20 protein-coding genes and 3 pseudogenes are annotated in these 23,919 nt (G+C 32.5%); 7 read left to right on the top strand and 16 right to left on the bottom strand.

Features of this window, described 5'->3' with window-relative positions:
* Positions 1–35: 35 nt before the first annotated feature.
* Positions 36–494 (top strand): DUF3888 domain-containing protein, encoded by a 459-nt coding sequence (locus tag EP747_RS15425; RefSeq protein ID WP_129691018.1) that lies wholly within the window; start codon positions 36–38, stop codon positions 492–494.
* Positions 495–714: 220 nt separating this feature from the next.
* Here the strand turns inward: EP747_RS15425 and EP747_RS15420 are convergent, their stop codons facing one another.
* The 3 genes and pseudogenes from EP747_RS15420 to EP747_RS25400 form a co-directional block, all read right to left on the bottom strand.
* Entirely contained in the window at positions 715–1,494 is a 780-nt protein-coding gene (locus tag EP747_RS15420; RefSeq protein ID WP_129691017.1) for an alpha/beta fold hydrolase, read from the bottom strand.
* A 405-nt stretch (positions 1,495–1,899) separates the two neighbouring features.
* On the bottom strand, positions 1,900–2,466 hold the full coding sequence (locus tag EP747_RS24890; RefSeq protein WP_235832895.1) for a hypothetical protein: 567 nt from the start codon (positions 2,464–2,466) through the stop codon (positions 1,900–1,902).
* 60 nt (positions 2,467–2,526) lie between these two features.
* Positions 2,527–2,916: pseudogene (locus tag EP747_RS25400) on the bottom strand (FUSC family protein); the annotation flags it as partial.
* Between the two features lie 1,613 nt (positions 2,917–4,529).
* Between EP747_RS25400 and EP747_RS15410 the strand changes: the two are divergent.
* The gene (locus tag EP747_RS15410) at positions 4,530–5,054 is read left to right on the top strand and encodes a DinB family protein (protein ID WP_129691015.1); all 525 of its coding nucleotides are present in this window, start codon (positions 4,530–4,532) and stop codon (positions 5,052–5,054) included.
* Positions 5,055–5,807: 753 nt separating this feature from the next.
* On the opposite strand, the gene EP747_RS15400 is transcribed toward EP747_RS15410, so the two are convergent.
* Positions 5,808–6,236 carry an organic hydroperoxide resistance protein gene (locus EP747_RS15400; RefSeq protein ID WP_129691014.1) on the bottom strand — a complete coding sequence of 143 codons (429 nt, stop codon included), beginning with the start codon at positions 6,234–6,236 and terminating at the stop codon, positions 5,808–5,810.
* A 329-nt stretch (positions 6,237–6,565) separates the two neighbouring features.
* Between EP747_RS15400 and EP747_RS25120 the strand changes: the two are divergent.
* Positions 6,566–6,709, top strand: a pseudogene (locus tag EP747_RS25120) (Imm70 family immunity protein); the annotation flags it as partial.
* 536 nt (positions 6,710–7,245) lie between these two features.
* Here the strand turns inward: EP747_RS25120 and EP747_RS15390 are convergent.
* From EP747_RS15390 to EP747_RS15375, 4 genes are all read right to left on the bottom strand, one after another.
* Positions 7,246–7,560 (bottom strand): iron-sulfur cluster biosynthesis family protein, encoded by a 315-nt coding sequence (locus tag EP747_RS15390; RefSeq protein ID WP_098233967.1) that lies wholly within the window; start codon positions 7,558–7,560, stop codon positions 7,246–7,248.
* A 174-nt stretch (positions 7,561–7,734) separates the two neighbouring features.
* Positions 7,735–8,163: a universal stress protein gene (locus EP747_RS15385; RefSeq protein WP_165347086.1), complete on the bottom strand. Its 429-nt coding sequence runs from the start codon at positions 8,161–8,163 to the stop codon at positions 7,735–7,737.
* A gap of 359 nt (positions 8,164–8,522) precedes the next feature.
* Positions 8,523–9,725, bottom strand: a complete 1,203-nt coding sequence (locus tag EP747_RS15380) for an MFS transporter (RefSeq protein ID WP_129691012.1) — start codon at positions 9,723–9,725, stop codon at positions 8,523–8,525.
* Between the two features lie 504 nt (positions 9,726–10,229).
* On the bottom strand, positions 10,230–10,805 hold the full coding sequence (locus EP747_RS15375) for a TetR/AcrR family transcriptional regulator (protein ID WP_129691011.1): 576 nt from the start codon (positions 10,803–10,805) through the stop codon (positions 10,230–10,232).
* Positions 10,806–11,312: 507 nt separating this feature from the next.
* Here EP747_RS15375 and EP747_RS25395 point away from each other — a divergent pair.
* Together EP747_RS25395 and EP747_RS15365 are read left to right on the top strand one after the other, a co-directional pair.
* A pseudogene (locus tag EP747_RS25395) lies at positions 11,313–11,862 on the top strand (tyrosine-type recombinase/integrase); the annotation flags it as partial.
* A gap of 559 nt (positions 11,863–12,421) precedes the next feature.
* On the top strand, positions 12,422–12,964 hold the full coding sequence (locus EP747_RS15365; RefSeq protein ID WP_129691010.1) for a hypothetical protein: 543 nt from the start codon (positions 12,422–12,424) through the stop codon (positions 12,962–12,964).
* A 354-nt stretch (positions 12,965–13,318) separates the two neighbouring features.
* On the opposite strand, the gene EP747_RS15360 is transcribed toward EP747_RS15365, so the two are convergent.
* Entirely contained in the window at positions 13,319–13,891 is a 573-nt protein-coding gene (locus EP747_RS15360; protein ID WP_129691009.1) for a DUF1836 domain-containing protein, read from the bottom strand.
* Between the two features lie 141 nt (positions 13,892–14,032).
* Between EP747_RS15360 and trhA the strand changes: the two genes are divergently transcribed.
* Positions 14,033–14,680 (top strand): PAQR family membrane homeostasis protein TrhA, encoded by a 648-nt coding sequence (trhA, locus tag EP747_RS15355; RefSeq protein ID WP_129691008.1) that lies wholly within the window; start codon positions 14,033–14,035, stop codon positions 14,678–14,680.
* 49 nt (positions 14,681–14,729) lie between these two features.
* Here trhA and EP747_RS15350 read toward each other — a convergent pair whose 3' ends face one another.
* The 6 genes from EP747_RS15350 to EP747_RS15325 form a co-directional block, all read right to left on the bottom strand.
* A complete protein-coding gene (locus EP747_RS15350; RefSeq protein WP_129691007.1) occupies positions 14,730–15,857 on the bottom strand; it encodes a Ger(x)C family spore germination protein in 1,128 nt (375 codons plus the stop codon).
* The gene (locus tag EP747_RS15345) at positions 15,847–16,953 is read right to left on the bottom strand and encodes a GerAB/ArcD/ProY family transporter (RefSeq protein ID WP_129691006.1); all 1,107 of its coding nucleotides are present in this window, start codon (positions 16,951–16,953) and stop codon (positions 15,847–15,849) included. The genes EP747_RS15350 and EP747_RS15345 overlap by 11 nt, the downstream gene beginning before the upstream one ends.
* Positions 16,940–18,436 carry a spore germination protein gene (locus EP747_RS15340; protein WP_129691005.1) on the bottom strand — a complete coding sequence of 499 codons (1,497 nt, stop codon included), beginning with the start codon at positions 18,434–18,436 and terminating at the stop codon, positions 16,940–16,942. The genes EP747_RS15345 and EP747_RS15340 overlap by 14 nt, the downstream gene beginning before the upstream one ends.
* Positions 18,437–18,614: 178 nt before the next feature.
* Positions 18,615–20,465 carry a PTS fructose transporter subunit IIABC gene (locus EP747_RS15335; protein WP_129691004.1) on the bottom strand — a complete coding sequence of 617 codons (1,851 nt, stop codon included), beginning with the start codon at positions 20,463–20,465 and terminating at the stop codon, positions 18,615–18,617.
* 11 nt (positions 20,466–20,476) lie between these two features.
* Positions 20,477–21,388 carry a 1-phosphofructokinase gene (pfkB, locus tag EP747_RS15330; RefSeq protein ID WP_129691003.1) on the bottom strand — a complete coding sequence of 304 codons (912 nt, stop codon included), beginning with the start codon at positions 21,386–21,388 and terminating at the stop codon, positions 20,477–20,479.
* Positions 21,385–22,140, bottom strand: coding sequence for a DeoR/GlpR family DNA-binding transcription regulator (locus EP747_RS15325; protein WP_328590736.1), 756 nt, complete (start codon positions 22,138–22,140; stop codon positions 21,385–21,387). Before EP747_RS15325 ends, pfkB begins: the two co-directional genes overlap by 4 nt.
* Before the next feature lie 298 nt (positions 22,141–22,438).
* On the opposite strand from EP747_RS15325, the gene EP747_RS15320 reads away from it, so the two are divergent.
* Positions 22,439–22,930, top strand: coding sequence for a DinB family protein (locus EP747_RS15320; protein ID WP_129691001.1), 492 nt, complete (start codon positions 22,439–22,441; stop codon positions 22,928–22,930).
* A 155-nt stretch (positions 22,931–23,085) separates the two neighbouring features.
* Here the strand turns inward: EP747_RS15320 and EP747_RS15315 are convergent, their stop codons facing one another.
* Positions 23,086–23,877, bottom strand: a complete 792-nt coding sequence (locus EP747_RS15315) for a DUF4931 domain-containing protein (protein ID WP_235832894.1) — start codon at positions 23,875–23,877, stop codon at positions 23,086–23,088.
* Positions 23,878–23,919: the final 42 nt, after the last annotated feature.

The following is a 23,919-nucleotide window of genomic DNA, read 5'->3' as shown; positions in this document are numbered from 1 at the left end:
CAATTAAATATTCGTAAAGAGGTGTACAGAGAAGGATGAAAAAGATATTAATCACTTTTATATTATCCACTCTTCTGATTATTTTTTTTCAAACATCACCCACTTTAGCAGATGAACCAACTCAAGATTCCGAAGAACTTCGATTACAGGATATGCTTATGAATATGCTCACCCCATATATCAGAGAAGATTTGGATAAATACTATCATCCGAAGATTTTAAAGGATTTTTCACCTCAAGTCACTCCATGGTTAATTGAAGTGATTGAAACAAGAAGAGTAAATCACTTCCGTGGTTTAATATTGGAAATCACATTTGAAATCGAACCTGACGATGGTGGTCACCACGTTCCAGTCGGCAAGGACAGAATGACTTATCAGATTTCTTATGGACCTGAAGTGAAGTTAATAAATCACACACATTTAAAAACTTATAAATACCCACCCAACTTGCGGTCTTCTTTTGATTTTAATAGGCTGCCACGTTTGTTTTAATATGTTCTTACGAAACCATTTTAAATTTATTCTTTTTTCAACTAACTGCCAAATACTTAAAAAGGAGTCGAGCATCGACTCCTGAATTTGTTCAACTATTGCATGCGTTAGTTCTATAAGAAATCTAGCCTAATTAGTAGATAAAAAATTTACTACGCATAAAGTGACACTACTTGTGTTTTCCTTTCTCCGTTTATTTCAATTAAGGTCAAAGTTTTAACTAAATAAATTGTGATAATAGTTGGTTAAACTTGTCACGTTCTTCCCAGAAGGGTCCATGGCCACTATATTGAAACGGAACAAGCTGTGAATTTCTTATTTTTTGGTTCATCTCGTTAGCCTGTTCAAATGGAATGACTTTATCATGAATGCCGTGAATAATTAAAGTAGGGGCAACTATTTTTGGAAGATCTTCATTCAAATTCTCATCTCTTAATGTAATTATAATAGCAGCTGTCGACCATCCAGCAGCCTGTAATCCCATTTGAAAAAACCAGTGCGAGAATGGGCGAGTTACATACTGAAAGAAAAAGTCATCAGTTACGTTTTGCATCATTTTAGGGCGGTCATTTAAGTTTTCTTTAAGAAATTTATTAGCAGTCTCTACGGTAAAGCCTGTTGGAGCTGCAGCGGAAACAAGGACAAGCTTAGATACACCGTAACCGTTGTATCTAGACATATATCGAATCGAAATCGCTCCACCCATTGAGTGGCCTACAATCGTAAAATTTTCTAATTGAAGTGTACCAACAACAGTACGGATATCATCAGCCAGTCTATCTAAAGTGTAGCCACTAAATGGTCTATCCGATTTACCAAAGCCCCTCCAGTCTATACCAATGCAGCGGTAACCCAATGCAGGAAGTACATCAAACTGATATTCGAATTGTTCATGGCTTAACGGCCATCCATGTATAAACACTATGGTCTTGTTACCTCCTGGGTTAATATCTTCAATATATAGATTTACACCTGCCTCTACAGTAACAAAGTATCCCATGAAGATTCCTCCTTAGTTAAACTGTTTTCAACAATAAGATATTCGTCTTTGTTTATAAAAATGAATATCTATCGATTTGTAGGATAGGGCTTATTGAACTAAACTGCCATTTAGTTTCATAAAAAAAATCGACTAAACAGCCGATTATGTTGTTCAACTAATGCATGCGTTAGTTCTACAATTAACTATTATTAAAAAAAGTATGTGGGGCTAATGTATTCCCCTCAAATGTTCAAAATCCGAAATATCGATTGAATTCGTATTAGGCTGCACAGTATAAACTACAACTCAGGTTCAATACAATTAACAAGAAAATGGCGTACCGTTGGGCACGCATTTTAAATTTTGAATATCTCTATTTTGAACTAACGCCCCTGTTAGATGAGTAAGCAATTTAATATTAGTTCAACGAACAGAAAGCTTTCTTTCTGTAACATGTCGAGCACCACCTTCTACTTCGTCTAAAATGCGGTGGAGGTCGGTTAACATTGAGCCAAATTCCCTCAGAATTTTTAATGATTGAATATCTTTAATATGCAACAAACAAAGACTTTGGTGCTTCTTTGCTTCTTCCAATGCAAGCTTCAGAGCTTCCTCTAAGTCATTTGAAGAGTTGATTTCCTGTTTTGCAACTAATTCAATACAAATAGCTGTGGATTTCATTGCTTCAATGAAGTAATGATTAGGGTGATCTTCCTGTTCTAGGTCGACCAGCCCACGTGCGATGCCACGAATTTGACTCGTAATTCGTTCGAATCGGAGTATGATATTAGACAAAGCTATAACACGAGAACGTCTATTACGTAACAGTGGACTGTATCGCAAACTCTGAAGGGAAACTTGTACGGCTTGATACGTTTTTTCTGTTTCATGTAAAAGTTCTTGTACATACGGCATATCGACAGGTCTTAAACTTTGTACCTGATATGCGAAAGCAAGATTTTTAAGTACCGTTGAGGCGTAATCACTCAAGTACAAAACCTTTTTCTCTGCATCTGGAATGGGATTAGGTGGAATGACCACGGTATTAATCAATACGGCGATTACGCATCCAAAAATGGTTTCAACGATTCTATCAACGGCGTATCCCTGCATTCCCCCGAACGCTAAGATAAGAAGTGTACTTACAGCCACTTGAGAGATAATCTGTGGATGCAACTTTAGTGCAGTAGAGAAAGCCATCCCAACGAATACGACAAGAGCGATGGTGAGAAAATTAACGGGAAGCCAATGTCCAACGATGATGCTGACAATTACCCCTACAACAACACCACTGACTCGATATATTCCTTTATTAATGGAATCGTAGACAGTTACCTGTACAGTAAGAATTGCACCGAGTGCAGCAAAATACGGATAGTGGCTGTGGTAAATCGTCGATGCTACTAGCCACGACAATCCCGCAGCGAGGGCTGTTTTAATGACATATAGCTTTATACCTAATCTATAAAAGATGTCTAAACTTGTAATTTGAAATCACCTCGTTATGATGCGTCGTCCCCACAATGGGTGCAACCCAAAGTTATACATCCTTACGAAAAAATCCTATCAGCGATTCAGTCGGTGACAGCGGTGTATGATTACTCCAATAGCAGAGCTTTAATGGGTGGTTGGTGTTTCCTAAGAAAAATCGAAATTAAGACATTTAAGTTTATAATGAAACCTACTTGCAAAACGTTTTATTAAATCAATTTATTTTATTATTGTATAAATGTAAATTCATTTTGTACTAAACTGTCAAATAGTGAAAAATGGAACTGATTGCTCGAGACATCAGCTCCTAAATGTTATGCAACTATCTCATGAGTTACTTGCATATATTGAGAAGTCCATTGGTTGCTATTTATAGGTGAGAATCTCGATGCTTGTATTTCTTTATTATCATATTAAAGTTAATAAATAGTGGACGAATATAACTAAGAAACCTATTCCAATACATAACTGGATTCAATTTTCTTTTTTCTCCTCTTCATTTGTTACTTTGTTCATTTGTATCACCTCTGATGGTATTTTCCCATTAGAATGATAATTTATTCTTTGATTTCTTGATTTAGTTCTTCAACTATTGCGCCAGTTAGTCATAATGAACGAAACGGCTCCTTTTGCTTAGCGTAGGTTGCACTTGGCAATAATGGGAGTGATTAAAAGCCTACCCAATCCAAATGTAGAGCTACAAACAAAAAGGAGCCGTTTATATTATGAAGGATAGTCAAAAATTTATTGGTTTAGACGTGTCAAAAGACATTATGTTGGTATTGCTGAAGAAGGACGTGGAGAACCACGATTTCACGGTAATATCCAAAATACACCTGAAAGTATTCGTAAACTTTTCAAGAAGTTACATGCGCCGTTAGATCGAGGCAGCTCCGTAACGGATAAAATGAAATGTAGTAACCAACCCACGCATATCAGACTGTAAATCACCGGTAATTTATTTGCCTTCGTGCCAAGCTTTTAAGACATTAATTTTATCTTTCAAAACTTAAAATATCTACTATTATATGTTGTCATTCACAGACTTAGAAAATCTAATTTTTGAATTCTAGGTTGGTAGTCTTAATTTAAGTCTGTCTAAAAACTGAAAAAAAACAATATTTAAACTTTTTGGGTTTAGTGGTTTGACAGTTTCGTTCATATCAATTGTATAACAACTTAGTTTCAATATATTTCTAGTTCCTGAATAGCCTGTGCGCAGTGAATTTGCAGTCTGCCGTACTTCATACCAATTTCTGTGCAAGTTCCTTTTTGACCGGTTTCGATATACCATTTCTTTATGAGGTTGATTGAATTGAAAGATGCGAGACTCCTGTGGGAGGTGTGGGAAGGTTGAGACACCACAGGCTTGCCAAGGAGGCTAAGGCATCACGCCCCACGGAAAGGGAGTATCCTGTAACGGAAATCAACATTCTTTTTTAACAGAGCTAAAAATAAAAAGGATGACTAATTAATTTAGATAGCATAATTATGGTAAAATTTAACTTGAAGGTTTATGAAATAATTTTGTAAGTTATTATCTAATAGAGGGAGGATTTTTTATGAATTTTAACCTAAAAGAAGCTATTGAAGTGTTAGAAAGGACACCTAAAACATTGGAATCTTTTTTATCAGGATTATCTGAGCATTGGTTACAATGCAATGAAGGTGAAGGAACATGGAATGCTTCTGAAGTGATCGATCACTTGATTGAGTGTGAAAAAACAAATTGGATTCCAAGGTTGAATTGCTTTTTTAGTGAAGGAGAACGTAAACACTTTCCTCCATTTGATCGCTTTTCACATTTGCACAAAAAGCATGAGCTAACGATAGAAGAGCGGCTGCTTGAATTTATCAGGCTTAGAGCTGAAAATATTAATAAACTGCAATCATTAGTTAATCCTGATGTACATCTTGATTTCGTAGGGATACATCCTGAATTTGGAACAGTTAAGTTAAGAGAATTATTGTCTACATGGGTTGTACATGATTTAACTCATATAAATCAAATTGTAAGAGTAATGGCGAAGAGATATAGAACGGACGTTGGACCATGGAAAGTAAATTTAAGTGTATTAAAAAAATAGCACGTTCTTAAAAATAAGAGAAAGAGCTTACTTATTAAAACGGCACTGTTAAAGTAAAATGTTGATATTTAATATTTGAAAAAAAGGACTGTCAATTTAGACAGTCCTTTACGATCTTATTCAACTAATGCTAGCACTAGTTGCATAACGTGATCAGCAGCATTGCCGGTCATTTTTTGTGCTAACTGACAATTTAGTTTAAGTGTACTTATTCACAATCTGTATTTTTAAATTTCCTTTTCCTCCATACAAAAAGACTCCCACCCCATGAAAAAGGAGAATGAATTCATTATGAAATGATCCCCAAAAATAGTTTGAAAATGCTTAACCTTATATTACTCCTAAATGACTCGCTAAACGTTTTTCAAAATCCGCCTTAAACAACAGAATAGCATCAATATTTACAGCAAAATCGTGGTCACTGATATTAAAATTAGTTATAAACTCGTCAGACCTCTCACGAACTATAATTGTCGGACGGATATTGTCTCCAATAGAGTCCTGAGTAACACCACTTCCATAAATATTCCAGTTAGTTTCAGTAGGCTAGGGTTTTGTGCAAAATCCATGGCACTCACTGACAACTGCTTATTCACAAAAAGATACATTTGGAATATATACTCTAAATTCCTAGATATAGTTTTCCTGTGTTCCTAAACATTGAGCTAATTAATAATTTGTATTGTAGAACTATAGTAAATGATGAAGCCTTACATTTGACATAATTCTTTTAAAAAAAGTACTGTATCCATATTATTCAATAACCTCAAGTGTTACATCAATATTTCCTCTTGTAGCTTTTGAATATGGGCAGAATTCGTGTGCCTTATGCACAAGATTTTCTAATTTTTCTTTTTCAATTCCAGTTCCTTTTACTTGTAGCGTTACAGATATTTTATAACCTTGATCCGCTTCATCTTTTAAGAAATTTACATTTGCAGTTACTTGTGTTTCGACTTTTATATGCTCTTTCCTAGCCATGTGCTGTAATGCACCATCAAAACAGGCGGAGTATCCAGATGCAAATAGTTGTTCAGGGTTGGTAGCGTTTGGTAACTCTTTTGCTCTTGGACTTCCTGGCATTGCGAGATCAAATTTTATCTTTCCATCACTCGATTCAACTCTGCCTTGTCTTCCTCCAGCAGCAGTTGCTGTAGATGTAAATAATGGTTGTTGATTCATTTGTTATTTTCTCCTTTTGTGTAAATTTTCATTTTTCTCTACCTATTATTTCCATCTATCTTTATTGATATCCTAATTAATGAATTCAAATTTATTAACACAATCCTTAAATTGTGTCAATCAATTTACATGATGCCAAACACTAGATTTGAGCAATTGCAATTAGATACATGGCTCGAAGAAATTCACAACTAGTTCCTTTTCAAAACAGTGGTCATGGTTCATTTTGGGAAGAATGTAAGATTTCGTACTTTTCATTCCTTTTTTACCAGTTTTTAAATCGCCTAAAATAAGCCCAGTTAATGTAGCAACGATTTTGGGACAATAAGTATTTATCTAAACAACCTCCATGGGGAGAAAATATCCCCCACGAAATTTCAAATCTTTCTAACTATTTTTTGACAAGTAGTGGCACTAATATATTTGTAATCTCGTATCTGCGTAATAGGAGAAACCCCGGCAAATTTAATTAAAAGGTAAGTATTAATAGCCGCGAGTGACTTTACTAGATTATATTCGCGCTGCTCATAAAAAAAGAAAGGCAACATCACCAATTTTGGGATATTGCCTTTTTACGTTTAATCTAACCAAATTACAACAACAGTTGTTTCTGTCCTATTGTTGATGCCTCAGCAATTTCTTGGTGCACTATTCTCTCCACCTATAGCCTATAGATTCTGCAGTTTCCATTTGAATTATATTTCATTCACCTAAAAAAGAACTCGTTTTACTCATTTGCTTGACTTTCAATAAAATAATACCAGCAACCAGCAAAGCCTCTCTTTGAAAATGAGTTAAACTGCCACCGAGTGTAACAACTCATTTTTAACATAGATGAAAAAAACACCCTTCATTTAGTGTAACTAAAACACTTCAAATATTTCAGTTATCCTTCAGAGAGTGGAACTTACCCTCTCCATTAGGATGCTAAATCACCTTCCAGGTTTTACCTCTTCAACTTTTTTTTGAACCTTTATATTTTATGACTACCTATGGCGCGTGTTTAATACTAAACATATCTAAGGCCTATTTTATTATTAAATATTTGGTTTTTATTTTTAAAGATAAATGATCCGTTTAAATAATCTATTACTAATTGATTATCATACACTTCTTCAAAGTCATTATTAACTAAAAATTCAATGTTATCTACTGTTAAAATTTTTTCATATGCGTCATTTGGTCTTTTGTTAATAACTTTCATTTCGTAAATATTATTTACTATGTCACAGCTTCCACGATCAAATGACAATTGAATAAATTGATTCTCATCCATTTTATTGCACAATACTTCCTTTGCAGAATCAGTTATTTGAAAATCCACTTATAAACCCTCCTTACAGTAAGGATATTGTTCTAACAAAAAACCATAATAACACTAATCATATCCATACGATTTAGCTTGCTTTATTAATTCACCATTTAAAAACTCTATAATAAAACCTGGTTACTTCTTGTACTTTTTCTCTTAGTACTTGGGGTAACGATCACCTCTTATTTACTTTACAATCATTACAGCACAATTCGCATGCTGGACCACTTTATGGCTTACACTTCCCAAGAGCAGTTCTGAAAAGAGGCTAAGTCCCCTGCTACCCATTACGATAAGATCGTAATCTCCCTCTTTTGCCTTCTTGCATATCATTTCTGCAGGATCTCCAATATGGTATTCGCTATCATATTGTATAGATGACCCTGAAAGGACTTGTGCGGATTCATCTAAAATCCTCCTAACTTCCTCTACTTGCAATTGTTCAATATCAATATCCACTCCGAAAGCAACTGTAGTGATATTGTTACTAGGAATGATATGAAGAAGCGTTATACGGGCATTTATCCCCATGTTTTGCGCCAACCTTTTTGCCGATTTCAATGCATGTTTAGAGTGTTCGGATCCGTCAACTGGAACCAAAAATCGTTCATACATATTGTCACTCCCCTTATTATAAAATCTTATTTTTATGATAAAACCCATGACGGTGATTATCTTTTTTATTAATCAGATATGATCCTCCGCTTTGATGACAAAACTTGACGGAGATCGTTAATAACATATTTTAATTTGATGCTTTTTAATAGAATCCCTCAAAGATTTTCCATTGTATGCGCAACTTTTCCATTGATCGCGAAATCATAGGGGAGATTCTCCTATCTATAAAACCATATTTGCTGTTGCTTTAATCGTAACTAATAGCTGAAGACCCAACTTGAGAACATTCATTCTCAAATATCTAAATAAAAATTAATGGTTTGTTTGCATTCCCCCTCTCCGTTCATTATTACATATCATCTTGAAGCTCCTTTATTTGGAACTGTTGTACTATATGTCTCACGTTTAAATCGAACTGAATACAACAATACATAAACGACAATCAAGGAAGAAAACAGATTTAACACGACAAGAGAAATGTTTAAATTGAAAATTTGAGTAAGTGCTCCAACAAAAACAGGAGGCACAATAAACCCTATATACGCACATATCCAGAAAGCCGAAATCACACGTGGTTTCGCTTCAGGTTCAGGCAGTTGCCCTGCAAAAAATAGTGCATTTTGGAAAGTCCATCCACCACCAAGTGCTTGTATGAATATACTGATCCATAATAATGGTAAACTTGCTGTAAAACCAGATGTAACAATCAACCAAGAACCAATAGCTAAGAGCAATATCCCCCATCTAATACGTGTAACAGGTTGAGAAGGTCTAGGAATAAACTGTGCGAATGCACCACCACCTAAAAGAATTAAAAAGATCAAACCAGAAATAAATAAATTAGATGTTTGAATAACATTTTTCACGAAAGTAGGAATTAGAGCAAGTGCTGTTCCTTGGATCGTAAATACTGTAAAAATAGCAAGTCCAGACATCGACCAAAAGTGAGAACGTATTTTTTTGGGAACCCCAAGTGATATCTTATGTTTTGCAAGCTTTTGTTCTTTCGTAACTACATCCTTTGGTAGAGATCCTAGTATGACAATCGAGATAATTAATAATCCTATTAAGATCCAAAATGGTAATCTAAGTGGTTGAATAGGCAAATATTGTAACATGAAAGCCGCTATTGCTGGTCCAAGTCCAAAGCCAACAAGTACAGTAACTCCTGAATATTTAATAGCTTTACCAATTTTTTGGGGATCTGATTGTCTAATTAGAAAAGCCACAGACGTACCAGTAAACGAACCATACGCAATTCCCTCTAAACTTCTTCCAACATATATCATCCACGCTTCTGTACTACCAATCATGAGCAAAGTTGAAACTATTGAAATCAAAATACTAATGCTAAGAACTTTTTTCAGTCCCCAAGCACTTCCTTTTGCCCCCACAACAAGTAGAGTCGGTAACAGGAATGCAGCATAGATAGCAAACAAAATCGTAATTTGCAAACTGTTTAATTGATAATATTCGCTATACAGAGGAAATAATGGAGTTACAAAAGTTGCTCCACAAGACATCAATAATATAACTAATAACATTCTTTTCACATTCATTTTCCTTTCTAATACTTAATTTAAATTCTTATCTTTTTTAACCTTATTAACAATTTTCTTACTGTAGAGCCATTCGTCCCTCTTTCGAGAATGGTCATTCTTAAATATTCAAACCTCCACAACTCCGCGATTAACAAAGGATATACTCACGTTTCAGTAATATTACTATTTGTGAAACTTCGCAGTTATCTAATTTCATTAATATAAAAATTTCAGGTTGATTTCATGCTCCAATAATTGTATTTTAATTATCGCTTATTTTCGAAACTCAATACATAAAAGCTATTTATATTAGTTTCAGATACTTTTAATTGTTTATTGGCTATTCATCAATGCAATGATTAACTTCCTTCGACGTTTATAATTATAACATATTGAGAACGAACGGTAAAGAATTATTTTTTACCGTTCGTTCTCGAATGATTATTAAAATAAATAGCAACAAAAAAAGTTAATGTCTTAAGATAACTATTTTTCATTCACTATAAAATTAGAAATCCGGTCCTAATCTAATACAGAGAGTGTCGTATCAATAATATTTTTAAGTTTATTTTTATCGTTAGTTGTTTTGACTAATACTCGTAAACCTACATAAGAATTATGAATAAACTGAGATAGTTTTTCTATATCATGGTGTTTAGGAATTTCTCCTGAATCTTGTCCACGTAATAGTAATTCAAGTATAATTTTTTCTGTTTTAGAAAAATTTTGTTCAATTTTTTCTGCTACTTCTTGATCATGTAAAGTCAACTCAACTGCACTATTAATTGTCAAACAACCAACCGATTTTTCGTTATCTTGGTAAATGGCCATTTCTAATATACTTCTAATAGCATCTTTCGCAGTTGGTGATTTCTTAACTTCTATATCCATTTTTTTCTTCATATTGTTATCATAATGTTCCAATGCTTTAATAAATAGCGTATGCTTGTCACCAAATGTATCATATAAACTTCTTCGGTGAATCCCCATATGAGAAACAAGATCTTGCAATGAGGTTTTTTCGTAACCTTGATATCTAAATAGTTCAGTTGCTTTTTGTAAAACTTCTTTTTCATCATATTCCTTATGTCTTGCCACACTAGTTCCTCCTTTTGAAAGATTATAGCATACTTAAAAATAAACATTGTATTATCAGTAATACACTTTTTAAAAGGAGTTTGACAGATAAAGGATTCTAAATTCAAATTGCGGTTTAATAAGTGTTCGTTAGTTATGTTAAACGATTAAGTATTTTCTAGATTAAAAGGCGTCTTCGTTAGTTTCCATACCCTGTATACGTCGACCACCTCTTCGTTGTGATAGGTAAGTTGAAACAGGTAATCCTTTGGTATAAACATTTTAAAATTTCTTTACTCATTTCTTCCATTATCTGTGAGTTTAACTTAACATAAATAGAACCTCCAACTTTTTACCTATTCCTTTCGAAAAAGTTGTACGAATTTCTTTTTTTATCTTCTTTTCAACTTCATAAATTAATATTTTATTGCTGACTTGGGAATTTAACTGGGTTATATTCGCTTGCACTTTTATATTCATATTAAATTTTGGAACACCTGATTTGCTATCCTTAGGGAAAGTGCTACCTTAAAGCCTGCAAGTCTGGCACATCGCGTACGTTTTATTAAATCTTTTTTTTGGTGGGCGCATGAAGAAGGTACAATCCAAAGAAATCCTTCCTAAGAACTAAAAGAACCGAAGTCAGGAATTCGAATCCCTAAACTTTTAACTGAAAAAGAAATTGAACACCTTCGCGAAGCATTTCAAACTACAAAAGAACATGCAATAATTGAATTTATGTATTCATCAGGATGTAAGATAGGTGAAATTGTGTTAATAAATTGAATAGATATAAATTGGTCTAATAACTCCGTTGTTGTACGAGGGAAAGGTGACAAGGAAAGAGAAGTTTACTTCAATATTCGTACTGAAATTTGGATAAACAGGTATTTAATTGAGCAAAAAGATGAAGATGCCGCATTATTTGTAACAGAGAGAGCCCCTCACAGTGGATATTGGTGCTCCTCTTGAAGTTATTCAAAGTTTATTATGTCATGTAAAGAGTGAGACGACACACATTTATGCCGAATTAAGTGGAAATGAATTTATTATCTTTATTTCTATCTATCCATTTTAACCGTGAGTTAAGTGTTAACACTTCAAATAAATGGTAAAATAAATTACTCCCTTTCGTTAAAATTTGTCCGATATTATAAAAACACGGATGAATTTAGGTTTTACAAATATAAAAGCACGGTCCAATTTGTGAATGTTTTCACTTAAACTATACTGCCAGTTAGTTGAATAAGAAAATCAACAATCTGCTTTAACAGAGCCTTTCAAAAAAGAAACCTGTCCCATTTTATTGTGACACAAACCCTTGTTTTGCTGAACTATTTTCCACCATATTTTATTCTTCTGTTGTTTTAACAGTGGTGATATCTTTACCTTCTTCTACCTTACTTTCTCTTAGATTTTCCTCTTTATTTAGTTGAAAAAGAAAATATCAGTCTTATTCTTAAACAGATCCATTATTTAAAGTTTTTATCAATTGCACCTCAGACCTTTAAATAAAATACGAACAAAAGTTCATATATGACACAAAACTATTGTATACAAGAACAAATGTTTGTGTATAATAATTAAAGAAACAGAATTAACAAGAACACACATTCTGTAAATGAGAGGTATTTATTATGTACGATTATTCAACTTTCCCTGAAGACCTGGTTTATTTTGTTGATATGAAGTCATTCTTTGCATCAGTAAGTTGTATTCTAATGGGATTGGATCCACTAAAGGTTAAATTGGCAGTCGTTGGTGATACAAATAGAGATGGATCAGTAGTCTTAGCAGCTACACCTGAAATGAAGAAATTAGGCATTAAAACAGGTAATCGACTTTTCGAAATACCTAAACAAAATGACATCCATATTGTCAATCCATCAATGAGTTTGTACGTAAGTATTTCAAATAAAATTACTGAACTTATGCTTACTAAATACGTTGCTCCTATCGACTTTATGCAATATTCAATTGATGAATTTGCTTTTTCAATGAAAGGTTATGAAAAACTTCATAAGCTATCCCCTGTTGATCTGGCTCACAAAATCCAACAGGATATTTATGATAATTTTGGTATTTCGAGTTCTATTGGTATTGGCAGTAACCTATTACTCGCAAAAATCTGTATTAATTTCTTCATGGTCTTATTTAAATCCTATTATAGACTTAATTAAGAAAAATGGACTGTTATTAGAATGAAAGAGCAAGAATTTGAAATTATTTAGTATGAATTGCAAATAAAGTCTTGGTGAACTCTGCAAATAAAATCTGGAAATCGCAATTAAAAATAGCTAAACTGCAATTAATTTCCAAAGAATCGCAAATAAAATGAAAAATCACCCATACCAGTTAGGGTATTAAAACCTAAAGATTGCACAATCGTGAGTACTTCAAGTGAAAAACTAGTAAATATGCTTTTAATCTTTCTAGATTGAATAAAAAATTGATAAAAACATCATGCAGGACCCTCTTTATGTCATTAGACCTAACAAATAAAACAGCCCCTCACTGATCGACAAAGTTAAATTTTATTTCTTCTTCTCAATAATATCCATTACTAATTTTTCAGCTGCATTTTTATATAAATTACTCATATTAACGAAGGAAGTAATTAAGAGCAATTGCTCAATATATTCTTTACTTTCATCATCGATCTGTTCAACTTCATTGTTTATATTTTCACCGGATTGTTGAAGTTCAGTTTTAAACGTTTCGAGGTTTAGTTCATTTAAATGTAAAAAACTTGAATAAATATCATCAATATTTATTTCATTGTTTTCAAGGATTCTTTGATTTAACCCATTTAACGTTTCTTTTATATCATTAATCGAAAGAGCACCTTTTAAATGATAAATTAAACTGATTAAAATAATATGATTCTTTGTGTATTTCTTATTTTTTATTGGGAAAAGCAATTTAGCTTTTGCGTAATTATTAATCATTGTTTTTGTCATAACTTTTTCATTAGAATTCGGTTTTGTAAATTTATTATCAAATAGTTGGATTACTTGATCCATGTATAGATCTAGATTAGGAATATCATCTAATAATATTTTTTTATCTAAATCTATTTGTTCTATTATTTCATTAATCTTTTTCATTTTTCGTCCTCTTTTTATATAATTTACAGGTTAATTCTATCATAAAAAAATTGTTCTTAAAACACTTGACTATATATCGTCGTTGATGATAACTTTATATGTAGTTATCAAAACTACATAACATGGTTGGAGGAGATATTCGTGGGGAACTTTATGCGTGAGCCTATTAATTCCATGACACATTTAGTTGGAGCTGTATTATCACTATTTGGATTAATAGCGATGGTTTTTAAGTCTACTTTTTCTGGTGGAAGTGTTTTACAAACATCTGCGGTTATTGCATTCGGTATAAGTATGATTCTTCTCTATTCAGCTTCAACTACCTATCATATGGCAAAAGCCAGCGATAAAATAATCGCTTTTTTAAGACGGATGGATCATTCAATGATATTTGTCTTAATCGCAGGTACATATACTCCTTTTTGTATCATTAGTCTAAAAGGTACATTGGGATGGATAATCTTTTCTATTGTTTCTTTCATTGCATTTAGTGGTGTATTGTTCAAATTGATCTGGTTTAGTTGTCCAAGATGGTTATCTACGACCCTTTATATAGCTTTAGGATGGGTAATTGTCCTTGCTTCGGCACCTTTATCTGATGCAATCAGTATGAAAGGAATGTTTGCACTTATTTTAGGTGGGATATTCTATACGGTTGGTGGCGTTATTTATGCCGTTAAACCTAAATTCTTATCTTTTAAAAATTGGGGTTTCCATGAAATTTTCCACATTTTTATTATGCTTGGAACACTTTGTCACTTCTTATGTGTTTATTACTTTGTAATCTAAATAAACAAAAAACCATCCACTTAAGAATCGTCCAATGGATGGTTTTTTATTATTTTAAGATACCTGAACCGACAATTTTCACTTCAACTTTAGGTTTAATTGTAATTTTAGCATAGTCTTTGTTCCAATCCAGTTTTTTCCACACGTCCGGATGAAATGAAATTAATTGTCTTCCAATTCCTAAAGCATCACAATTTGATTCTTGAACTGTCTTTATGACCTTCTCGGCTTTTTTTGTTAATTGCTTTGATAGTGCTTTGTTTAACTTTTCAATTTCTTTTTTTGAATCTAATTCGTCATGTGCGTACTCAAGTGTATCAACTTCTAGTTTTAAATTTAAATTTACTGAAATTTTATTTTCTTTTGACACTTCAATTTTCATTTTTGGATCGTTTTTTCTCACTTCAATCGATATATATCTTTCCCTTATGTCTTTTTCTTTCGGACTAACTTCTACATTAAATCTAGCGAACTTCTTCAATTGATTTTTAAATAAAAGTAACATTGTAGGTTCATCATCTAAAAGATTATACCCTGTATATTTTTGATCGTTAAATAAAGCTAAACCAGATATATCGATCAATTTTTCATCAACTTTTTCAATTAACGGCAAAACAATATCTTCACCTGGGTCAAACATAATTGTACAGATCGTTTGAACATTTTCAATCGGAACAATTGTATGGCTTTCTGCGGTAGTAATTAAATCCAAAATTTCTTCACTTACAAGAGTTTCCTCTACTTTGTTTAGTTTTAAAATTTCTTCCGCTCGGCCCTTAGCTAAAATAACTTTAGCACCTAATGAACTTCTTGGATCTCTATATACAATATCGAATATAGGATAAATATTTTGTTTAGCCAACTCATTTCCAAGTAATAAAACCCTTGTTTTATTCGTAGCATAATCACCTGATACTTTTCGAGTAACTTTTAACCGTGCATCACCAGAGGTTTTTCCTGTGGCGTTAATAAAGACATTTGTTGATTTAACTTGTGAGGGATCACTCCCTCCTTGGCTAGTTGATTTAATGACTGCAGTTACTAACATATTATTATCCTCTGTTAAATCATATCCTGCACTATAAACTAGCCTAGATTCCTTAAGTAGTCTTTGATCCCAACAACTTGTTAAAGGTAAAAGACATATTAACGAGATAAGTACTATTTTATACTTCATATAAATTACCAAGTTCTTTCTTTTTTCTAATAAACGAAACGATTAATAAGATTAAAGGGATAAGAAAGATAAATAAATAACTTGTAAAAGAAAGCAATGTCCCAAATTTCATTATAAATTCTTCACTTTCTGGTATAAAAAAGCAGATAATCGCTAATACAAGCCCGGTAAACATAGTTGTTTTACTATGGTTTTTAAACTTTAAGAGTTTGCTGATTCCGAAACTAGTTAAATATAAATAAGTCACAAATGAAGTTAAAATTGGTACAACCCATATAGAAAGAAAAACAAGATCTAATCTTTCAATTACTTCGTAAGATAATGATTTTAATAAATATAATATTGGCTCAGGTACGATAGCAATTTCTGCTGTGCTAAAACTCATATAACTTGTAATTAAAAAAAATGTATATAAAATGCTTACAAAACTAATGGAAATCGTTCCAGCTTTTAAAATTTTGTTTGGGCTTCCTTTTATATACGGAAATAATACTAAAATGAATTCAAATCCCATCATTGAGATTAGCGCATCGTGAGCTCCAAGAAGGATGTTTTTAACACCCGCCTGTCCAACTGGAAATAAATAGCGATAATTTATATTATTGTAAGAACAAAATTCAAAGAAAATCAAAAATAGAATTAATATACAGACGAAAGTAAAAAATCGTGCGATTACTTTCATATTTTCTTTTGCTAAATATACTCCTGTACCTACTATAAATAAGATTAATACAAAAGGTGGAGTGAATGTTAGAATCCATCTTTTAAGGACTGCAATGGTGATGATCACGACATAAATCGCAACAATAAAGAAAAATAAGATATAAAGATACGAAATAATAATCCCAATGTATTTCCCAACTATTTTCGTTGAATATTCATAGATCGTCTCATTCGGAAATCTCTTTCCCAGCAACCACATAATTAGTAATAGTAAAAACACCCCGATCCCAGCAACTAATGTAGAAATCCAACCATCGTGTCCTGCATGTTTATGGACTACATATGGTAGTGAAAGTAGTCCTACACCAATTTGAGCTTGAATGATGACGAATGTAAATTGTGATATAGAAAGCATCTTTTCATTTTTCATCATTTTCCCATCCTCTAGAATTATTTTCTCGTTTGAATTTCTTTGGTAAAGGTGCAAATGGTCGTTTTTTCATTTTCCATTGTGGAGCGCGAACAACTGTATCTTTTAGATCTGATTTTCTAAATGGAGCAAATGGCGTGAAATAAGGTGACCCGAATGATTCAAGTTTACAAAGATGGATTAGGATAATACTAAGTCCAAAAACAATTCCTATTAATCCTATTAATGATGCTGCAAACATTAATGGAAATCCAAGCAAGCGGACAGAGGTACCAATTTCACTGTCTGGTACAACAAATGATGCAATTGCAGTAAGTGAAATGACAACAATCATCGTATTTGAAACTAAATTTGCCTGTACGACTGCAGTTCCAATTACTAAACCACCAACAACACCTAATGTTTGTGCAATTGGATTAGGTAGTCTGATTGCAGATTCTCTAAGTAATTCTAATGTTATTTGCATGCCTAGGGCTTCAATTAATGGTGGGTATGGAACGTTCTCTAGTGAACTTTTCACATTAAACACTAGATCAATTGGAATAATTTCAAAGTGAAAAGAAACTAATGCGATATATAATGCCGGTAATGATATAGCAATTAAAAAACTAACTAATCTTAAAATACGTGCAAATGATGCGACCATCCATCGGCTATTATAGTCATCAGGTGATTGATAAAACGTAAAAAAAGTAATTGGTAATACAAGTGCTGAAGGACTACCATCTGTTAGAATAGCAACCTTTCCTTCCATTAAATTACCCGCTATTCGGTCAGATCTCTCAGTTGTTAATACTTGCGGAAAAGGTGAATATGGGTCATCTTCTATAAATTCCTCAAGATTACCTGGTGAATGTAAATAATCAACATTTATATATGAAAGTCGTCTATGGACTTCCTTAACTAACTCCTCATTTGCAATCGTATCAATATATAAAACTGCTAATCGTGTGTCAGATTCTACCCCTAATGATAAAGTTTTTACAACAAGATTAGGATTACTTATTCTTCGTCTTATTTGATTAATATTTGTCAGTATACATTCTACTAATCCGTCGTGGGAGCCCCTGATTGTTTGTTCACTACTAGGCTCTTGAATTGATCTATTTTGAAAAGAAGTAGTTTCTAAAATAAATACATTTTTTTCATCTTCTGTGAAAATGAGCGTGTTGCCTTTTACGATACTGAGAATGCATTCATCAAATGACTCCGAACTTTTAACATCATTAATTGATACTGTATTTGGAATCGTATCCTTTGGATTATTAATAATTTGTTGAATGATTTGGACTTCAAGAGCTTCTCTACCTATAATTGTACTAATATAGACAACTACAATCTTTTTATTTTGAAACATTAAATGCCTAATCGTTAAATCACTCGAATTTAATAATGATTTCTTTACATACTCTACATTTATATCCAAATCGCCACTAATTTCAATTTTTGAATTCCGATTACTTTGGTTATGTTTATTTGAACGCATGATGCATTTCACCTAATTTCCAAACTCATACAATAAATTAGATTTATTTTGCGTTAAATTAGGGTTATTATTCACTTGAAAATTCCAATATTTGTAAAACAATTACCTTTTGAATAAAAAAAAGGCGATCCTATAAGTCAAAGTATTGACTTTAAGGTCGCCTTTTTATTGTACTTAATTATTCATTTACTCTTTTTTTCCAAATTCCAAGTATGATCGCTGTGATGATTGAGCCAATTAATATAGCTAGTAAATACAATACCGGTTTATTTACTAACGGAATAACAAATGCTCCACCATGTGGCGCAGGTAATGTAATACCAAATGCCATTGCAAGTCCACCTGCGATTGAAGAACCTATAACAGAACTTACAATTACTCTCACTGGGTCAGCAGCAGCAAATGGTATCGCTCCTTCTGTTATAAAAGAAATCCCCATTATATAGTTTGTGATTCCTGATTTACGTTCCATTTCAGTAAACTTTGTTTTGAAAAGTGTAGTAGCTAAAGCAATACCTAATGGAGGTACCATACCACCTGCCATTACAGCAGCATGTGGTGCAAAATTATTTGCTGCAATTGCAGCTATACCAAAGGTAAATGCAGCTTTATTTATAGGTCCACCCATATCTACTGCCATCATTCCACCAAGAATTAATCCTAATAATACAGCGTTTCCACCATTTAAACTACTTAACCAATGAGTTAAAGCTGAATTTAAATAAGTTACAGGAGGATTTACGACTAATTCCATTAAAATACCAGTAATTAATAATCCAAATACTGGATATAATAGAACCGGCTTAATACCTTCTAATGATTTAGGTAACTTAGAAAATACTTTCTTTAGTCCAAGTACAACATAACCAGCTAAGAAACCTGCAATTAAACCACCTAAGAATCCCGCGCCAGCACTTGAAGCTAAAAATCCACCAACTACCCCTGGTACAAATCCAGGTCGATCTGCAATCGAACTTGCAATAAAACCGGCTAATATAGGAACTAAATAACTAAAAGCACCAGTTCCTCCAATTTTCATTAGTAGTTCAGCCACTGGACCTTTTGTATGAATTCCTCCAAAAGCAAATGCTAACGCAATTAGAATTCCTCCACCAACTACAAAAGGTAACATATTACTTACACCATTCATTAAGTGCTTGTAAATCCCCGACCCTGGATTAGTTGAAGAACTTCCACCACCATTATTATTAGCATGAAAAATTGGTGCATCTTGTTTAACAGCTCTTTCAAGTAATTCCTTTGACTTACGAATTCCATCTGCTACTGGTACTTGGATGACATGTTTTCCATCAAAGCGATTTACTTCTACTTGTTTATCCGCTGCTACGATAATAGCTGCTGCTCTACTAATCTCGTCTTTTGTTAATTCATTTTTTATCCCTGTTGATCCATTCGTTTCTACTTTTAAATCAATATTTAATTCTTTTGCTTTTGCTTTTAAAGCATCTGCCGCCATATAAGTGTGAGCAATACCTGTTGGACATGCAGTTACTGCAAGGACTAGTGGACGTGAAGAATCTTCTATGACTGTTTCTTCATTTTCATCATTTAACGATTTTTCTTTTTGATCGATTAATTGAATAATTTCCTTTGCGTCTTTTGCACTTAATAAAGAGCCGCGAAATTCTTCATCCATTAATAGTGAAGATAATCTAGATAATGTTTCCAAATGCGCATTATTTGCTCCTTCACTAGCTGCAATCATAAAAAATAAATGAGCCGGTTGACCATCAAGTGATTCATAATCAATCCCATCTTTTGATCGACCAAATGCAATTGCAGGAGTCTTAACAGCCGCAGTCTTAGCATGTGGAATTGCAATACCTTCTCCAATTCCTGTTGTACTTTGACCTTCACGTGTTAAAATCGCTTCTTTAAACTGTTGTTTATCATTTAATTTCCCTGCATGATCTAAAACCTGTATTAATTCATCAATTACTGACATTTTTGATGATGAATTCAAATCAATGAGAACTGTATCTATTTTTAATAATTCTGTGATTCTCATAATTCGCCCCCCTAATCTTTTTCAATCTTTACTTGATTAAGTAATTCTTCAATTTTCTCTCTTTTTGTTAAATCCTCTGAAAAAGCGGTAGCACTACCTGATGCTACACCTACTTTAAATGCAGTTTCAATATTATTTGTTTTTACATAAGTACCAACAAAACCAGCCACAAGTGAATCACCTGCACCGACTGAATTGATTACTTCTCCCTTTGGAACATTTGAAACATAAACGGAAGACTCAGTAATAAGAATCGCTCCATCACCTGCAAACGATATTCCTACATTTTGAGCACCCATTTCAACTAACTTTTTACCGTACGGGATTGCTTGTTCAATTGAAGTAATTTTGACATCAAATAAGTCACCTAATTCATGATGATTTGGCTTGATAAAAAATGGACGATGCTTTACCACATCTAAAAGTACTTTTCCACTTGCATCTACAATGATATGAATCCCATTTTCTTGGCCCCACAATGTCAATTGTTCATATAAATCAGATGGTAATGTATTAGGGATATTACCAGCTAATACAACATAATCACCTTTTTTAATTTGTTTTAGTTTATAAAAGAATTGATCTAGTTTTTCCTCGGAAATCGCAGGGCCTTGTCCGTTAATTTCAGTTTCTAATTGAGATTTTAATTTTATGTTAATTCTAGAATCGCCTTCCACTTGAACAAAGTCAGATGTAACCTTTTCATTTTCCAAGACATTTTTAATAAAATCTCCAGTAAACCCTCCGACGAAACCAAGTGCTATGCTTTCGACATCTAATCTTTTCAAAACTCTAGAAACATTTATTCCTTTACCGCCAGGAAATTTATTTTCCCTTTTCATTCGATTAATTTTTCCTAACCCGATATCGTCTACTTCAACGATGTAATCAATTGAAGGATTAAGTGTTACTGTATAAATCATGATTTCACTACCTTTATCAAAGATGTTTTTTCCTCAAATTGTTTGGCTAGAACATCATCTATTTCGTCCGTTATAATAATCGCATCTTCAATTTCACCAATTTTTGCAAAACTTGTTTCGCCAAATTTACTATAATCAGCTATTATAAATACTTTCTCTGAAATAGAGATTGCTGTTTTCTTTACAAACGCCTCTTCAGGATCTGGCGTAGTATAGCCAAATTGAGAATGGATTCCGTTCGCTCCAATAAAACATTTATCAAACCGATAATTCTTTAGACTTTCAGAAGCCATACTCCCTATCAATGCTTTTGTATGCCCTTTCATTTTTCCACCTATAAGATATGCGGACACTTCATTTTCGAAAAGAGCTTCAACATGCATTAATCCATTCGTAACGACTGTTACATCTAAACCTTTTAATAAAGGAATCATTTCGAATGTAGTACTACCAGCATCTAAATATATACAATCGCCTTCATTAATTTGAGTTACCGCAAGCCCAGCGATTAATTTTTTACTTTGAACGTTTTTGGATGTTTTTTCAGTCATGCTTAATTCAGTGGCTTTGCTATTGATTGAAGCTGCTCCACCATGAACTCTTTTTAAGAGATTAAGAGACTCAAGCTCAACTAAATCACGACGTATTGTCGATTCAGAGGTATTTGTAGCCTCTACGATATCCCTTAATTTCACAATACCCATTCTTTTTATCAAATCTATAATGAATTGTTGTCTTTCCGGAGTTAACATAGAATTCATCCTTTCATAAAACCAAGTATAAGACACAAAAAATAAAAAATCAATCATTTTCTTCCAAAAACGTTCAATAACATTCTGATTCGTTCAAAAGCGTTCAAACCCATTCAAATTTGTAAAAATTTACAACCTACATTAAACTAAAAATAAGTATTTATATTTGTTTTTTATATTATTTCTTATGATTACTCATAATATTTATCTAAATAAGTTGTACTCAATTTTTAGTTTCATAGAGTCTGGTAAAAGCATTTTTGTTTACAATTATTAAAATAGAAATGGGGAATATCCTATGAAAGAGAATATCCAAATTCGTGAAGAACTTATGGAAGTTATTGATCATTTAACAGATGAACAGTTAAATAAGAAGGTAAATAATGAAAAATGGTCCATTATGCAAGTTCTTGAACATTTATACTTAATGGAATCTAAATTAGTAAAGCTGATGACACGTACATTTAATGAAGCACCAAGTGAAGTTATACAAGATAAGCCAATTCATCTAGCAACTGATCGCACTAAAAAAGTAACCTCTCCCCCTCATTTTGAACCAACTGATCAATTCATTACTAAAATGGAAATGGCTGACAAGCTAAACCAATCTAGAAGATCACTACTTGATTTTGTTGAACTAACGAAAGATCATAAATTGGATGATAAAGGCATGCCACATCCGATTTTTGGACAAATCAATTTAAAACAATGGATTCCTTTTATAGGTGTTCATGAAAAACGTCATATTGAGCAAATTAGAGAATTAAAAAACGAATTATTAATTAAATAAACAGATGAAAGAAACTTGGAAACTGATTATTCATTACAAATTGTAAAAATATCTGATTTCCTTTTATTATGAACAATTGTTTTTTGTTAATATCTTTTATGGTTTTATTAAAAACTTCAATCAATATAAAAAAGAGCCTACAACTGTAAGCTCTTTTATATTGAAGAAATACCCTCTAATTCTTTTTGATAAAGACTAAGTATTTGATCTTTATGTACTTCTAACTGATTTGAAACTTGAGAAATTGAATAGCCGATAAATAATGGAGATACAACAAATCTAGGAATAATTTTACAAATAATTTTCCCCTTCCATTTATAAAAGAATAAATTATAACTTTGAAGTCCTTTATAAAAATGGTTAAGTAAATAATGTGTAACCGTTTGTAAGTAAACGGCCATTTGTGGAATAAATTTCTGATCATCAATTAAAATATTGAATTCTCTAAATCCCATAATTGGATGAGTAGATATGTTTAATTCATATCCATTATCCGACGAAATCGTAATCCCCTGGAAATACACATCTGTTACTTTTTTGTTGTAATCAATATTTTTTAATCCAACAATTTGCATATGTGGATGACTTAGTGTTCCCCCTGATAATGGGCCATGATTTTTATATAAAATAACAGATTTGAATTCTCCTGTCGATTCCATTTCATCCCATTTATCAATTGCAAAGGCTAATAATTCTGTCGTATGTGTTAAAGAATATTTCGAAGGATCTCCTTCACAATCATCGCTTTCAATAATAACAGTTTGAAAAGTATCTTTTAAAGTTGGAAATTTATTTTTCAAATAAATGATCGAGCCAGATGTATCGATAATATCCGTTAAGTTTTCACGATCACAGAATGGACATTTAACTTCTTTATTTTTAATACTATCAGGTTTTTTAACGCCAATATCCATTTTAAATTGTAAGACCTCATTTTGAATTTCCATCACGGTTTCCCCTTTGAATAAATAATTATATTAACAATATCA

The sequence above is a fragment of the Gottfriedia acidiceleris genome (assembly GCF_004138285.1).
GTDB lineage: Bacteria > Bacillota > Bacilli > Bacillales > Bacillaceae_G > Gottfriedia > Gottfriedia acidiceleris_A.
Note: the sequence above shows the minus strand (reverse complement) of the source record. Positions and strands in the feature narration are given on the sequence as shown.

Excerpts from the sequence above, each read along its gene's own strand:
- EP747_RS15425 (WP_129691018.1), top strand. The coding sequence starts at position 36 with ATGAAAAAGATATTAATCACTTTTATATTATCCACTCTTCTGATTATT.
- EP747_RS15420 (WP_129691017.1), bottom strand. The coding sequence starts at position 1,494 with ATGGGATACTTTGTTACTGTAGAGGCAGGTGTAAATCTATATATTGAA.
- EP747_RS15410 (WP_129691015.1), top strand. The coding sequence starts at position 4,530 with ATGAATTTTAACCTAAAAGAAGCTATTGAAGTGTTAGAAAGGACACCT.
- EP747_RS15400 (WP_129691014.1), bottom strand. The coding sequence starts at position 6,236 with ATGAATCAACAACCATTATTTACATCTACAGCAACTGCTGCTGGAGGA.
- EP747_RS15385 (WP_165347086.1), bottom strand. The coding sequence starts at position 8,163 with ATGTATGAACGATTTTTGGTTCCAGTTGACGGATCCGAACACTCTAAA.
- EP747_RS15380 (WP_129691012.1), bottom strand. The coding sequence starts at position 9,725 with ATGAATGTGAAAAGAATGTTATTAGTTATATTATTGATGTCTTGTGGA.
- EP747_RS15365 (WP_129691010.1), top strand. The coding sequence starts at position 12,422 with ATGTACGATTATTCAACTTTCCCTGAAGACCTGGTTTATTTTGTTGAT.
- EP747_RS15360 (WP_129691009.1), bottom strand. The coding sequence starts at position 13,891 with ATGAAAAAGATTAATGAAATAATAGAACAAATAGATTTAGATAAAAAA.
- EP747_RS15350 (WP_129691007.1), bottom strand. The coding sequence starts at position 15,857 with ATGAAGTATAAAATAGTACTTATCTCGTTAATATGTCTTTTACCTTTA.
- EP747_RS15345 (WP_129691006.1), bottom strand. The coding sequence starts at position 16,953 with ATGATGAAAAATGAAAAGATGCTTTCTATATCACAATTTACATTCGTC.
- EP747_RS15340 (WP_129691005.1), bottom strand. The coding sequence starts at position 18,436 with ATGCGTTCAAATAAACATAACCAAAGTAATCGGAATTCAAAAATTGAA.
- EP747_RS15335 (WP_129691004.1), bottom strand. The coding sequence starts at position 20,465 with ATGAGAATCACAGAATTATTAAAAATAGATACAGTTCTCATTGATTTG.
- pfkB (WP_129691003.1), bottom strand. The coding sequence starts at position 21,388 with ATGATTTATACAGTAACACTTAATCCTTCAATTGATTACATCGTTGAA.
- EP747_RS15325 (WP_328590736.1), bottom strand. The coding sequence starts at position 22,140 with ATGTTAACTCCGGAAAGACAACAATTCATTATAGATTTGATAAAAAGA.
- EP747_RS15320 (WP_129691001.1), top strand. The coding sequence starts at position 22,439 with ATGAAAGAGAATATCCAAATTCGTGAAGAACTTATGGAAGTTATTGAT.
- EP747_RS15315 (WP_235832894.1), bottom strand. The coding sequence starts at position 23,877 with ATGGAAATTCAAAATGAGGTCTTACAATTTAAAATGGATATTGGCGTT.